Raw genomic sequence first — 14,427 nt, forward strand, 5'->3', positions numbered from 1 at the left:
CGCTCGGCGAGCGCCGCGGCGGTGCACCACCGGCCGCCGCAGGACGCGGACCACCCCGGTGCGCCCGGTGCACCGTGCGCGCCAGGGCGGAGGCCAGCAGCACGGCGCCGGTGCCGACGAGGACGAGCTCGCCGGCGCGGCCGGCCGGGTCCGGCGCGGCGAGCAGCCCGAGGGCCACGGCGGCCGCCACGAACCCGAGCGCGGCGCGGACCGGGGCGAGCAGCAGGGGGAGGAGCACGAGGACGGGCTGCACCAGGAACAGCAGCAGCTCCCACACCCCGCGTGGCAGGTCCGGGGTCCCGGCCAGGGCCCGGCCGAGCACCCGCAGCCCGCGCGAGGCCAGCGAGACCCGGTAGCCCGGGGCGAGCCGGGCCAAGCCGTCCGCCCCGGCCTCCAGGGTCGTCAGGGCGTGCTGCCGGTCCCCGCCGCCGAGCTCGTCCAGCAGGCTCCGCTGCAGCGCGGCGGCCTCCTGCGCCGGCCGCTGCGCTGCCGGGTCCGCGCCGGCCGGCGCCTCGGTGCCCGCACGGGGGTCGACGCCGGGCCCGGACCGTGCGGGCAGCCCGCGGAGGAACGACGCCGCACCGGCCGCGGCGTCGAGGCGGCCCCACCACCAGTCGTTGGCGCGCCAGTCGGCGGCGAGGAAGCCGCGGAAGTTGAACAGCCCGGCGCCGGCGAGCTTGTCCCGCGCGGGCAGCCGCTCGGCGTCGGAGGCCAGGATCCCGCGCAGCTCGTCGTCGCCGGCGCCGGGGAGCCCCGCCGCGTCGAGGGCGCGCTGCAGCCGCCGCCGCGCCCAGGCGGGGGGCAGCGGTCCCAGGTCCTCGGGCCGGGCGGGCGCGCCGTCGCCGCGGATCTCCCCGTAGCTGATGCCGGAGACCGGCGTGGGGATGCCGGCCGCCGCGAACAGCGGGGGCAGGTCCGCGGCGGACGGCACCGGGCCCGTGACGGGCATCGCGGACCAGGGGGACTCGCGCCAGATGCTGCGCCGGCTCGGCCCCGGGTCGTCGGGCTCCTCGTCCCCGGGCTCCTCGTCCCCGGGGGCGGACGGCGCGCCGGGCCCGCCGTCCGCCCAGCGCTCGGTCCCCAACTGCGCCCGGACGGCGGCGTGGGCGCCGCGCAGCGCGGCCACCGCGGCGTCGAGCTCCTGCCATGCCTCCTCCCCGGCCCCGGGTGCCGGGACGGAGGCGTCCAGCCAGACGGGGACCGCGGCCGTGACCGGGGCCCCGGGGTCCGCGCAGGCCTCCAGCACCGCCGCGAACAGTGCGTCCCGCGCGTGGCCGGCAGCGGCCAGCACCCGGTACGCGCTCGCCCGGGCGGGCGCCGGGTCGAAGCCGGCGGACGGGACCGGGCCGGCCACGGGGCCCACCCCTGGGGCGAGCAGCAGCGACTCGAGGAAGCGCACCCACGCGAGCACGCAGGACGCCGCGTCGGCCAGCGCCTGCGGGCCGAGCAGCACGGCCGTGGCCTCCGGGGCCGTCAACGGGCCGCGGGACAGGGCGTCGTAGCGCCCGGCGAGCTCCTGCCGCAGCGGCTCGACCTCGGCCGCGTCCCGGGCGTGCGCCTCCCGGCGCCGGGGGAGCGTGGAGGCCAGCTGCCACTGCGCGGGCCGGGTCAGCAGGCGGGCCAGCAGCGCGGCGTCCGCCCGGGCCCGGTAGCGCACGTACGCCCGGCGCCGGTCCTCCCGCGCGGCCGGGTCCCAGGCGACGGGCAGCGCGGCGAGCGGGTGCAGCCGCCCGTCGGCCAGCAGCCGGTCGTCCCGGCGGTCGGAGAGGGCCAGGACCTCGTCCTCGCCCGTCTCCCGCCGGCGCAGCCGGGTGACCGTGGCCCAGAGCGTGCGCACCAGGCGCGGCAGGTCCAGGTCGCCGGCGCGCACCGGCCGCGCGGCGGGCGGGTCCGGGTCCAGGTAGAGCAGGCAGCGGTCGGCGTGGCGCAGCGAGGTCCGGGTGCCGGCGGCCGCCACGGCCCGGTCGATGGGGATGTTGTCGAAGACCCCGCCGTCGACCACCCGGAAGGGCAGCTGCTCCGGGTCGCGGTGGGCCGAGAAGGCGTGGCTGAGGTCCGGGCGGGGGAACCCGCCGAGCCGCCCCGCGGTCGGCGCCGACCACACGGCGGCGGGTTCGAACGCGCCGGGGAACGAGGACGTCGCGCGGGCCGCGTAGGCCAGCCGGGCCAGGGAGGCGGCGCGGTGGCCGGCCTCCTCGGGCGTCTCCGGAGAGGGCTTCCCGGCCGCCGCGGGACGGGCGGGGATGTCATTGCCCAGCGGCGGGGCGGGGCGGCCCGGTTCCGGGGACGAGAAGTGGAACCCGCCGCGGCCCTCCGCCGCGCCGCTGTGGCCGGAGGGGTCGCTGTCCAGCACGGTGGCGGACAGGTCCACGGACACGTGCTCGGCGACCAGGTCGGGGTGGTGCCGCGGGTCCCCGTGCACGGCGGCGAGCAGCTCGTGCACGCGCGGCCACAGGTACGCGTCGCCCTGGAGCAGTGAATCGACCGGTGCCCGCCCCAGGGGGCGCAGCAGCCGGCCCAGCGCCGCGTGCTCCTGCCACAGCAGGCCCAGGGCGCCCAGCCCCGTGCCGGCGCGCTGGGCCACGGCGTGCACCACGCTGTTCAGCCCGCCGGCACTGGCCCCGGCGAGGAGGTCGAACTCCACCCGGTCGTAGCCCGCGTCCGCGAGCAGCCCGGCGTAGACCCGGGCGCGCTCGGCCGTGTGCGGGTCGGACTCGCCCGCGGGCTGCAGCAGCAGGGCGTGCAGCCCGCCCGCCGGGTCCCGGTGGATCCGGATCCGGCGCAGCAGGTCCAGCTCCGCGACCGCCCCGCCGATCCACACCGCCAGGCTGACCCCGCCGCGCATGGCCAGGGCGAACCGGAGCGTGCGCCCGAAGGCGGGCGGCCGTCCCTCCGCGGCCTCGGCCAGGCGCCGGTCCGGCGGCAGGACGCTCAGCCGCAGCCCGGCACCCGGTGCGCCCGCCCCCGGTTGCGCCCCGGCCCGTTCGGCCGGCACGGCCCGCTCACCCGGCAAGGGCCGCGAACGCCCGTTGGGGGCCCGGACGGCGGGCGAGCCCGTGCCGCAGCTCCTCGAGCAGCTCCCGGCCCCCGTGCCCGTCGTCGAGCAGCGCGGCCGTGGCCTCCCGGATCTCGGCGGCGGTGACCGCGTTGGGGTCCAGCACGGTGCCCAGTCCTGCCGTCTCCAGGGCGGCCGCTCCGGCGAACTGGTCCGTGGACAGGGGCAGCAGCAGCAAGGGCACCCCGGCGGTGAGCGCCTCGGTGACGCTGTTGTTGCCGCCGTGCGAGATCGCCGCGCGCGCCCGGCGCAGCAGGGTCACCTGGGGCAGGGAGCCGCGCACGAGCCAGTCCGCCGGCACCGGTCCCAGGGCGGCGGGCGGCGTGGCGCCGGCGGCCAGGGCCACCCGGACGTCGAGGCCCCGCAGCGCCTCGGCCACCCGGGCGAGCACGTCCCCGCGCACCGAGAGGAAGCTGCCGAGGCTGACGTAGACGACCGGGCGGTCCGAGGCGGCCAGCCACGCGGCCACCTCGGGGTCCTCGCTCTCCTCCCGCACGGCCGAACCCAGGAACGTGTGCTCGGGCAGCCGGCGGGTCCGGGAGTCGTCGTGGAGCTCGCCCGGGTAGTTGAGCAGCAGGTCGTCGCCGGTCTCCGCGAACGCGTCCGCGCTCGCGGGCGCGCCCGGGGCGAGCTGCTGCAGCGCGTCGTTCCACTGCTGCGTGAACTCGTCCCGCACAACCGAGCACAGCCGGTGCAGGGTCGCCAGCTCCGCGGGGGACGGGCGCAGTCGGCCGGGCCAGGCCGGCGGGTGCCCGTACACCTCGTCCGCCACGGTCAGGGCGGAGGGGTGGCCCAGCACCACGTCGGCGTGCCGGACGCCGCTGCCGGTGAGCGCCAGGCGGGCGCTGAAGGCCAGGTGGTCCACGAGCACCCGGTCCGGGCGCACCCGCTCCACCACGGCCTGCACGCGCCGGGCCGTGCCCAGCGGGTCCCACAGCAGGTCGTCGCGGCGGGCCCGGGCCTGGAAGGACAGGGTCTCCACGGGCCCGCGCCGGGTCGCGGCGAAGAACCCGCGCAGCGCGTCGTCCTCCCCGGCCGGCTGCTCCTCCGCCCGGATCACCCCGGGGTTGGACCCGCGCCCCAGCGGCAGCAGCTCCACGTCGTAGCCGAAGTCCCGGGCCAGGGGCGCGGTGGCCGGGCCTGTGGCCACGACCACCCGCTGCCCGGCGTCGCGCCAGGCTGTGGCCAGGGTGGCGAGGGGGAAGAGGTGGGACGCGTAGTCCGGGCTGATGACGAGCAGGGTCACGGGGTGGGGCTCCTGTCGGTGGCGGGGGCCGCGACGCGGCCGTAGACGACGGTGAGGGCCTGCGCCATGCCTTCGATGCTGAACCGTTCGCGCACGGTGGCGTAGGCGGCCGCCGCCGCGTCCTCGGCGCCGGAGGCGGCGGCGAGGTCCAGGGCACGGGCGGCGCCCCGGGACAGGGCGGCGGGGTCGCGGGTGTCGACGAGGACGCCGGTCAGGCCCTCCTGCACGAAGGTCGCGGGGCCGCCGGCCGCGGGGGCCACCACGGGCAGCCCGCTCGCCAACGCCTCGACGAGTGCGACCCCGAACTCCTCCTTGACGCTGGCGCACACGTAGGCGCCCCGGGCGGCGGCGAGCCCGGGCCGGCCCCGGCGCACCGCGGCGAGCCAGACGGCCACCGTGCCGTGGGGCCGGTGCCCGGCCAGGAGCAGGCCGCGGGCGGCGGCCTGCGCGAGGGGCACGGCGGCGTCGATGCGCTCCAGCTGCTCGCGCTCGTCGGCCGAGGGGTGGGCGAGGTTCCCGCCGACGACGAGCAGGTTGCAGCGGGCGCGCAGCTGCTCGTCGGCGGCCCAGGCCTCGACCAGGTGCGCCGTGCCCTTGACCCGGTGCAGGCGCCCGACCGTGACGACCAGCGGCAGGCCGCGCCGCGAGGCCGGGAGGCCGGCGAGGACGGCGTCGAGCTCCTCGAGCTCCCGCCCCGCACCCGCCCCGGCCTGCGCGGCGGCCCGGTCGACCGAGTCCAGGTCGATGCCCTCGGGGACCACGGTGCACCGCCCGGGCGCGTCCGGGTCGAGGCCGAGCAGCTCGCGGGCGTCCCGGGCGAGGTCCGGGCGGGGGAACAGCACCAGGTGCTCCGCCCCGGCGGCGAGGTCGGCGAGCAGGCGCACCCGGAACCACAGGTGCTCCACGGCGTCGGCGGCCCCGAAGCCCTCCCGGGTGAGGGTGCCGGCCGCCTCGCGGGCCGCGACCAGCGCGTGCGGATCGGGGGCCATGGTCAGCACCCGCGGGATGCCCTGCTCCGCCGCCACGGCCGCGACGATCAGCGAGCCGACGTCGGCCATCCGCAGGTGCACGACGTCCACGGGACCCGCCGCCCGGAGCGCGCGCCGCAGGCCCCGCTCCGCGGCGACCCTCCGGGGCCAGGCCTCGGCCAGGGGTACCGGGGCGCCCTGGAACGGCACGACGCCGAAGACGTGCCCCGGCCCGGCCAGCCCGGGCAGCGCGGCCCGGGCCTCGTCGTGGCTGCCGCGGGAGACCGTGACCACCCGCCCCACCCCGGTGCCGTGCCGGGGGCGGTGTGCCGCGAGGGCGTCGCCGAGCTGGGCGAGCAGGGTGGCGATCCCGCCGTTGTCCCCCCGCCCGGAGAAGGTGAGGTCCCGGTCGATCTCCGCGTGCAGGAACGCCTGCAGCACGGTCGGGCCGCTCCCGGCCGGCGGGGGAGCGGCCGGGCCCGCCTCCAGCTCCGCCCGGGCCAGTCGCGCGACCGGTGCCAGCGCCCCGCCCGCCCGCGCGCACTCGGTAGCGAGGTCTCCGAGCCCGGGAACGCCCTCCGGGTCCTCGTGGTGCCGCTCGACGAGGGCCTCCAGGGCGGCCCCGCGCACCGCGTGGTCCTCGGCGGGGTCCCCGGCCAGCGCCCTGAGCAGCCCGGTGGCGCCGGAGCCGGGCACCAGGCCCACGGTCTCGGTGAGGCGGGCGCGGGCGCCGGGTTCGGAGGTGCCCGCCAGGGCGTGGACGAGCGCGTCGCTGACGGGATCCGCGGCGGCGGGCGCCCAGGTCTGCAGGGTGCGCTGGGCCAGCATGCCGGGAAAGCCGCCTCCGGCGACGAGGTGGGTCAGGACGGGCACGGCCCGGACGACCGGGGGCCGTCCGGCGAGGGACCACGCCGTGTGCTCCCGCACCCAGGCTCTGCCGTCGTCCAGCAGGGCGGTGAGCAGCGCGTCCGGCCGGGACCCGGGCACCACGGCCAGGGCGTGGACGGCGGCCAGCACGGCGAGCTGGTCCTCGCCCCGGCGGATCTCCTCCACCAGCACGGGCAGGGCCGCGTCCGGCTCCTCCCGGGCGGCGGCGGCGAGGGCGTCGGCGCGGCGGATGCCGTCCAGGATCGTGGGGGCGGTCCGCACGGCGGTCAGGGCGGCGGCCGGGCGCGCGCCGGTGCGCCCCGCGGTGGTGTCCGGTGCGCAGGGCGCGACGAAGGTCATGGGCTCACGCTAACCGACGGCGGCGGGCCGACGGAGCCGGAGTGGGTGATTCTCAGGATTCTGGGAGCCGGCGGGCGGCCCGGGCGTCGGCCCGGCGGCAGAGCAGGGCGAACACGGCTCCGGAGAGGTTGTGCCACACCGAGAACACCGCCGCCGGCAGGGCCGCCAGCGGGTTCATGTACTGGGCGGCGAGCCCCGCGGCCAGGCCGGAGTTCTGCATGCCCACCTCCACCGCGGTGGCGCGGCGCACGGAGACAGGCTGCCGCGTGACGGCACCCACGAGGTGGCCCAGGGTCAGGCCGAGGGCGTTGTGCAGGGCCACGGCGGCGAGGACGAGCAGCCCGGCCTCGACGATCCGGTCCGCGCTGGCCGAGACGACGATGGCCACGATCAGGGCGATGGCCGCGACCGAGACCCACGGCAGGACGGGCAGGGCGCGCCGGACCAGCCCCGGCACGAGCAGCCGCACGGCCAGACCGGCGACGACCGGCAGGAGCACGATCTTGGTGATCGACCAGGCCATGGCGGCCCCGTCCACCGGCAGGTACTGCCCGGCCAGCCAGAGGGTCAGCAGGGGAGTGAGCACGGGGGCGAGCAGGGTGGAGATCGACGTCATCGCGACGGACAGTGCGACGTCCCCGCGGGCGAGGTAGGCCACGACGTTCGAGGCCGTGCCGCCGGGGGCGCAGCCGACCAGGATCACGCCGGCGGCGAGCTCCGGCGGCAGCCGGAGCAGGAACACCACGAGGAGGGCGAGCAGGGGCATGATCACGTACTGGGCGGCCACACCCAGCAGCACCGGCAGCGGACGCCGGGCCACCAGCGCGAAGTCCACCGGGCGCAGGGTCAGGCCCATCCCGAACATGACCAGTCCCAGCAGCGGGTTGATCCACCCGGACAGCCCGCTCACCGTCCCTGGGGCCAGGAAGCCGACGAGTCCGCCGGCGAGCACCAGGACGGGGAAGACCAGGACGGCGACATAGGCGCTGCGGTCGGGCGCGGCGGCCTCGGTGGTGGTGCCGGGACCGGCGTTCACCACCCGCGGGCCCGCCACTCCTCGAGGTGCGGGCGCTCCGCCCCCAGCGTGGTGGGCCTGCCGTGGCCGGGATGGACGACCGTGTCGTCGTCGAAGCGGTCGAAGATCCGCTCGGTGACGTCGTCGAGGAGCTGCCGGAAGTCCTCCGGGCCGTCGGTCCTGCCGACGCCGCCGGGGAAGAGGGAGTCGCCGGAGAAGATGTGCGCCGGTCCCTGCGGGTCGCGGTAGACCAGGGCGATCGAGCCGGGCGTGTGCCCGCGCAGGCCGATGACCTCCAGGTCGAAGCCGTCGAACTCGGCGGTGTCCCCGTCCTCGAACGTCAGGTCCATGGGCACGGCGATGTCGGCCTCGTCGTCGGCGCCGCAGGCGGTCATCGCCTCGGAGCGGGAGCGGACCTCCTCGAGGGCGCGCACGTGGTCCCAGTGCGAGTGCGTGGTGATGATGAGCTGGAGGCTGCCGAAGGCCTTCGAGCAGTCCCCGTTGCCGGCGCCCACGAGTCCGGCGATGGCACGGGGGTCGTCCGCGGCGTCGATGAGCACCTGGGTGCCCTCGTCCTTCGAGGTGAGGAGGTAGACGTTGTTGTCCATCTCGCTCACGGAGATCCGGCGGATCGTGACCTCGGCGAGGTCGGTGACCTCCGTCTTCGATGCGATCATGAGGACGAAGGTACGCCGGAGTCCAGCGACTCGCCAGTCGGGCCTGCGGGGCCTGCGACGGGCCGGGGCGGCGGCCGGGAGTGACCGGACCCACCCCGCCGGGCCTTGTGGACCACCCCCCGCCCTCGTATAGTTGCGTGCGGCAACAAATCATCAGGAGCGGTGAGCGCTCCGCGCCCGCACCGTCACCGGCGCGGTCCCGCGAGCGGCGGGAGCCGCACCGGAGCGGTCGCCCCGTCGTCGTTGTCGCCCCGCCCGTCCCCGAGCCCCGGAGGATTCCCGTTGCCCGTCTCCCACGACACCGCCGTGGAGCTGGTGCGCGACCTGCTGGAGCTGCAGCGGGTCATGAAGCGCGTGACCAAGACCGACGCCGGCCAGCGCCGGCTCAACCCCACCGCGATCGCCCTGCTCTACTACCTCGACAGCAACGGGCCCCGCCGGGCCGCCGTGATGGCCTCGGACACCGGCCTCGGCCCCTCGGGCCTGAGCCGCCAGCTGGCCGTCCTGGAGGACGAGGGCCACGTGGAGCGCACCCCCGATCCGGACGACGGCCGCGCCGCGCTCGTGGCCATCACGGAGCGCGGCCGTGAGCAGGTCCGCGCCGTCGTGGAGCAGGACGCCCAGCGCCTGGCGGCACGGCTCGAGGGCTGGGACGAGGACCAGGCCCGCGCCAGCCGCGGCGCCATCAACGAGATCACCACCGTCTTCCTGGACTCCCTCGGCGCGGAGCGCACCACCTCCTGCCGGGAGGCCCGGAGACCCCCGCGCACCGGACCGGCCACCGCCGACGAGGAGCACGAGGGGGAGCACGCAGAGCACCCGGGGAGCCCACGGCCCCCGCAGCACCGGGACCACGAGGAGGAGACCGCGAGGTGACCGCACCCCAGCCAGCCGCCGCACCGGGCGGAGGGACCGGCGCGTCCCACCGGGACGTGCTCCGCGCCCTCACCGGCATCCTCTCCGTGTTCTTCATGGCGATGGTCACCCTCACCATCATCGGCACGGCCCTGCCGGTGATCATGGCCGACCTCGGCGGGGACCAGACCTCCCTGTCCTGGACGGTCACCGGCACCCTGCTGGCCAACGCCGCCACGACACCCGTGTGGGGCAAGCTCGCCGACCTCTTCGACAAGAAGAAGCTGCTGCAGCTGTCCATCGTGATCTTCGTCCTCGGCTCCGCGATGGCCGGGCTGTCCCCGACCATCGAGTTCCTCATCCTGGCCCGCGTGGTCCAGGGCATCGCCATGGGCGGCATCATGGCCCTGGCGATGACCATCATGGGCACGATCATCCCGCCCCGCGAGCGCGGCCGCTACGCCGGCTACATGGGCGCCGTCATGGCCGTGGCCACCTCCGCCGGCCCGCTGCTGGGCGGGCTCATCGTCGACCTCTTCGGCTGGCGCTGGGTGTTCCTGATCCCGGCCCCGCTGGCGGTCCTCGCCGCGGTGCTGGTCCACCGCACCCTGCAGATCCCGCCCCAGGCGCCGCGGCGGGTGAGCATCGACTGGCTGGGCATCGCCCTGCTGATCGTCTCGGCCTCCGCGCTGCTGCTGTGGGTCTCCCTGGCCGGTCAGCCGGGCATGTTCGCGTGGGTCTCCGGGACCTCCGCTGCCCTCCTGGCGACCGCGCTCGTCGGGACCGTCCTGTTCGTCCTCGTCGAGCAGCGCGCCGCGGAGCCGGTGGTGCCCATCCGGGTGGTCACGGAGCGCACCACGGCGCTCGCCATCCTCGCGGCGATCGCCACCGGCGGGGCGATGTTCGCCTCGACCACCTACCTGGGCCAGTACTTCCAGCTGGGCCAGGGCTTCAGCCCCACCATGGCCGGGGTGCTCATGCTCCCGCAGGTCTTCGGCTCGCTCGTGGGCGCCACGGTCGCCGGGCAGCTGATCACCCGCTACGGGCGGTGGAAGATCATCCTGGTCGTGGCCGCGGTGCTGATGTCCACGGGCCTGTTCCTCGCCTCCACGCTCACGCACGACACCCCGCTGTGGGCCGTGAGCGCCTTCATCCTGCTCGTGGGCCTGGGCATCGGCGCGCTGAACCAGAACTTGGTCCTGGTCGTGCAGAACACGGTGGGGCTCAAGGACATGGGGGCGGCGTCCTCCTCGGTCGCGTTCTTCCGCACCATGGGCGGAGCCGTGGCGGTCGCGGTCTTCGGCGCGCTGATGAGCTCCCACCTGGCCGCGGAGCTCACCGCCCGCACCCGGGTTCAGGGCGGGGACCCCGCCGCCGTGGACTCCTCCACGATGGACCTGGACTCGCTGCCCGCCTCGGTGGAGGGCATCGTGCGCGAGGCCTACGGCACGGGCACCGGTCTGGTCTTCCTCGTGGCCGCCATCGCCTCCCTCGTCACGCTGCTGGCCGTGCTCCTGATCAAGGAGGTCCCGCTGCGCCGCACCGTGGACATCGTCGAGGTGGACCCGGAGACCGGCCAGCTCAAGGTCGTCACCCGCACCCTCGACGCCCGGGAGGTCCGGCGCCGGCAGCGCGAGGCCGGGACCGGGCGGTCCTCGGGGGACGACTCCGTCGCGGACCCGGACGCCGGCGGAGACGGCGTTCCGGACCGTGTGCACGAGGACACCTCCACCGGCCCCGTGGACCGGGTGTGAAGCGGCCCACGGAGCCCGTGGTCATGTCCGGGCCCGGTACTAGAGTGGAGGGCGTGTCTGAGCCGATCCCCACGTCCACCCTGGTCCTGAACCCCGCCGACGAGCCCTCCGAGCCCGGCGCGGGCGCCGCCTCCGCCGCCGTGTCCAGGGCCACCCACAAGTCCGATCTCACCGAGATCGTGGTCCAGGGGGCGCGCGAGCACAACCTCGACAACGTCTCGCTGACCGTGCCCCGGGACGCGATGGTCGTGTTCACCGGCCTGTCCGGCTCCGGGAAGTCCTCGCTGGCATTCGACACGATCTTCGCCGAGGGCCAGCGCCGGTACGTGGAGTCCCTGTCCTCCTACGCCCGGATGTTCCTGGGCCGGGTGGACAAGCCCGACGTCGACTTCATCGAGGGACTGTCCCCGGCGGTGTCCATCGACCAGAAGTCCACCTCCCGCAACCCGCGCTCCACCGTCGGGACGATCACCGAGATCTACGACTACATGCGCCTGCTGTGGGCGCGCATCGGTCAGCCGCACTGTCCCGTGTGCGGGGAGAGGATCGAGAAGCAGACCCCGCAGCAGATCGTGGACCAGCTGCTGGAGATGCCGGAGAAGACCCGCTTCCAGGTCCTCGCCCCGGTGGTGCGCGAGCGCAAGGGCGAGTTCGCCGACCTCTTCCAGGAACTCTCCACGAAGGGCTTCTCGCGCGCCACCGTGGACGGGGAGACCGTCCAGCTCTCGGACCCGCCCAAGCTCAAGAAGCAGTACAAGCACACCATCGAGGTCGTCGTCGACCGCCTCGTGGTCAAGGAGGGCATCCGCCAGCGCCTGACCGACTCGGTCGAGACGGCGCTGGGCCTCGCCGAGGGCCGCGTCGTCGTCGAGCTCGTGCCCCGCTCCGACGAGGAGATCGCCCACCCGCTGGAGCTGCGCCGGCCGTTCTCCGAGAACCTCGCCTGCCCCAACGAGCACCCGCTGCAGGCCGACGAGATCGAGCCCCGCTCCTTCTCCTTCAACGCCCCCTTCGGGGCGTGCCCGGAGTGCGACGGCATCGGCTCCCGGCTCGAGGTCGACGAGGACCTGGTGGTCCCGAACGCCGACCTCTCCCTGGTGGAGGGCGCCATTGCCCCGTGGTCGCTGGGCAAGGCCACCAGCGAGTACTGGAACCGGCTGCTCGCCGGGCTCGGCCAGGAGGTCGGCTTCGACCTCGTCACCCCCTGGGGCAAGCTGCCCGCCAAGGCGCGCAAGGCGATCCTCGAGGGCAAGGACTACCAGGTCACCGTGGCCTACCGGAACCGCTTCGGCCGGGAGCGCCGCTACACCCAGGGCTTCGAGGGCGTGATCGGCTACATCAAGCGCAAGCACGCCGAGACCGAGTCCGACCACGCCAAGGACCGCTACGAGCAGTACATGCGCCAGGTCGCCTGCCCCGCCTGCGACGGCGCGCGGCTGAACCCGACCATGCTCGCCGTGACGGTCGGCGGGAAGAACATCGCCGAGACCACCCGCATGCCCATGCGCGAGGCCCACGAGTTCTTCCGCGACCTGCAGCTGAGCGCCCGGGACGCGAAGATCGGCGACCAGGTGCTCCGGGAGATCCAGGCCCGCCTGACGTTCCTCGTGGACGTGGGCCTGGACTACCTCAACCTGGAGCGCGCCGCCGCGACGCTCTCCGGCGGCGAGGCCCAGCGCATCCGCCTGGCCACGCAGATCGGCGCCGGGCTCGTGGGCGTGCTCTACGTCCTCGACGAGCCCTCCATCGGCCTGCACCAGCGGGACAACCGCCGGCTCATCGAGACCCTCACCAAGCTGCGGGACATGGGCAACACCCTCATCGTGGTCGAGCACGACGAGGACACCATCCGCGAGGCCGACTGGATCGTGGACGTCGGCCCCGGCGCCGGCGAGCACGGCGGCCGGGTGGTGCACTCCGGGACCTACGACGAGCTGCTCGCCAACGAGCGCTCCATCACCGCCGACTACCTCTCCGGGCGCAAGGCCATCGGCGTGCCCGCCCGGCGGCGGCCGGTGGACCGCAAGCGCATGCTCAAGGTCGTGGGCGCGCGCGAGAACAACCTCCAGGGCATCGACGTGGCGTTCCCGCTCGGCGTGCTCACCGCCGTCACCGGGGTGTCCGGGTCCGGGAAGTCCACCCTGGTCAACGACATCCTCTACACGTCCCTGGCCAACAAGCTCAACGGCGCCAAGCAGGTCCCGGGCCGGCACAAGCGGATCGACGGCGTGGACCAGCTGGACAAGGTGGTGCACGTGGACCAGAGCCCCATCGGGCGGACCCCGCGCTCCAACCCGGCGACCTACACCGGGGTGTTCGACCACATCCGCAAGCTCTTCGCCGAGACCCCCGAGGCGAAGGTGCGCGGCTACCAGGCCGGCCGGTTCTCCTTCAACGTCAAGGGCGGGCGCTGCGAGGCGTGCTCCGGCGACGGCACGATCAAGATCGAGATGAACTTCCTGCCCGACGTCTACGTCCCGTGCGAGGTGTGCAAGGGCGCCCGGTACAACCGGGAGACCCTCGAGGTGCACTACAAGGGCCGGACCATCGCCGAGGTGCTGGAGATGCCCATCGAGGAGGCCGCGGAGTTCTTCAAGGCGTTCGGCCCGATCGCCCGGCACCTGAACACCCTCGTGGACGTGGGCCTCGGCTACGTCCGCCTCGGCCAGCCCGCCACCACCCTGTCCGGCGGCGAGGCCCAGCGCGTGAAGCTGGCCGCCGAGCTGCAGAAGCGCTCCAACGGCCGCTCGATCTACGTGCTCGACGAGCCCACCACCGGGCTGCACTTCGAGGACATCCGCAAGCTGCTGCTCGTGCTGCAGGGCCTGGTCGAGAAGGGCAACACGGTGATGACCATCGAGCACAACCTCGACGTCATCAAGTCCGCCGACTGGGTGGTGGACCTCGGGCCCGACGGCGGCTCCGGCGGCGGCCGGGTGATCGCCGAGGGCACCCCCGAGCAGGTGGCCCGCAACGCGGACAGCCACACCGGGCGGTTCCTCGCCGAGATCCTCGGCGAGCAGACCGCGGGAGCCCTCCGATGACCGCCCCCGTGGTGCTCTGGGACCTCGACGGCACGCTCCTGGACCCGGCCGGGGCGATCACCGGGGGCATCGCCCGGGCGCTCGCCGAGCACGGGCACGCCGTGCCCGAGGACCTGCACCGCTTCGTGGGCCCGCCCGTGGGCTGGTCCCTGCGGGCGTTCACCGACGTCCCGGAGGAGGAGATCGCGCGCGTGGTGACCACCTACCGGGCCCGGTACCGCACCGAGGGCCTGGCGCAGACCCGGGTCTACCCCGGGGTGGAGGACCTGCTCGCGCAGCTGCACGGCGCGGGGGTGCGGATGGCCGTGGCCACCCAGAAGCCCGAGCCCACCGCGGAGCTGGCCGTGGAGCGGTTCGGCCTCGGCCGCTGGTTCGAGACCGTCTCGGGGGCCGCCGACGACGCCGCGGCCGCCCCGCGCGACGGAGCGGTCCACGACAAGCCCGCGATCATCGGCGAGGCCCTGCGCCGGCTCGGCGTGGACGCCCCGGACCCGGCCCGCACGGTGATGGTCGGGGACCGCCGCTACGACGCCGAGGGCGCGCTCGCCCACGGGATCGACTGCCTGGCGTGCGCTGGGGCTTCGCC

8 protein-coding genes and 1 pseudogene are annotated in these 14,427 nt (G+C 75.7%); 4 read left to right on the top strand and 5 right to left on the bottom strand.

The features are described from left to right. The 5 genes from BJF77_RS08995 to BJF77_RS09015 form a co-directional block, all read right to left on the bottom strand. Window positions 1–2,995 (bottom strand): DUF3376 domain-containing protein (locus tag BJF77_RS08995; protein ID WP_075871936.1); only part of this gene is annotated, 2,995 nt, incomplete at its 3' end. A 7-nt stretch (window positions 2,996–3,002) separates the two neighbouring features. Further along, entirely contained in the window at window positions 3,003–4,301 is a 1,299-nt protein-coding gene (locus tag BJF77_RS22325) for a glycosyltransferase (protein ID WP_075871937.1), read from the bottom strand. Further along, on the bottom strand, window positions 4,298–6,496 hold the full coding sequence (locus BJF77_RS09005; RefSeq protein WP_083665048.1) for a glycosyltransferase: 2,199 nt from the start codon (window positions 6,494–6,496) through the stop codon (window positions 4,298–4,300). The genes BJF77_RS22325 and BJF77_RS09005 overlap by 4 nt, the downstream gene beginning before the upstream one ends. Before the next feature lie 52 nt (window positions 6,497–6,548). Then, on the bottom strand, window positions 6,549–7,535 hold the full coding sequence (locus BJF77_RS09010) for a bile acid:sodium symporter family protein (protein ID WP_369821381.1): 987 nt from the start codon (window positions 7,533–7,535) through the stop codon (window positions 6,549–6,551). Then, window positions 7,529–8,188 (bottom strand): MBL fold metallo-hydrolase, encoded by a 660-nt coding sequence (locus tag BJF77_RS09015; protein WP_047805021.1) that lies wholly within the window; start codon window positions 8,186–8,188, stop codon window positions 7,529–7,531. Before BJF77_RS09015 ends, BJF77_RS09010 begins: the two co-directional genes overlap by 7 nt. Before the next feature lie 282 nt (window positions 8,189–8,470). Between BJF77_RS09015 and BJF77_RS09020 the strand changes: the two genes are divergently transcribed. The 4 genes and pseudogenes from BJF77_RS09020 to BJF77_RS21615 form a co-directional block, all read left to right on the top strand. Next, the gene (locus BJF77_RS09020) at window positions 8,471–9,064 is read left to right on the top strand and encodes a MarR family winged helix-turn-helix transcriptional regulator (RefSeq protein WP_053005189.1); all 594 of its coding nucleotides are present in this window, start codon (window positions 8,471–8,473) and stop codon (window positions 9,062–9,064) included. Beyond that, window positions 9,061–10,797 (top strand): MDR family MFS transporter, encoded by a 1,737-nt coding sequence (locus BJF77_RS09025; protein WP_075871938.1) that lies wholly within the window; start codon window positions 9,061–9,063, stop codon window positions 10,795–10,797. Before BJF77_RS09020 ends, BJF77_RS09025 begins: the two co-directional genes overlap by 4 nt. Window positions 10,798–10,841: 44 nt before the next feature. Next, complete coding sequence (uvrA, locus tag BJF77_RS09030; protein WP_238986132.1) at window positions 10,842–13,841, top strand: excinuclease ABC subunit UvrA; 3,000 nt, start codon at window positions 10,842–10,844, stop codon at window positions 13,839–13,841. Then, a pseudogene (locus BJF77_RS21615) lies at window positions 13,838–14,353 on the top strand (HAD hydrolase-like protein); the annotation flags it as partial. The gene uvrA and the pseudogene BJF77_RS21615, both read left to right, overlap by 4 nt. Between the last annotated feature and the right edge of the window lie 74 nt (window positions 14,354–14,427).

Origin of the sequence: Kocuria sp. CNJ-770 (assembly GCF_001942375.1) — a bacterium.
Classification (GTDB): domain Bacteria; phylum Actinomycetota; class Actinomycetes; order Actinomycetales; family Micrococcaceae; genus Kocuria; species Kocuria oceani.

Coding starts and splice junctions, on each gene's coding strand:
- BJF77_RS09005 (WP_083665048.1), bottom strand. CDS start 6,496: ATGACCTTCGTCGCGCCCTGCGCACCGGACACCACCGCGGGGCGCACC.
- BJF77_RS09015 (WP_047805021.1), bottom strand. CDS start 8,188: ATGATCGCATCGAAGACGGAGGTCACCGACCTCGCCGAGGTCACGATC.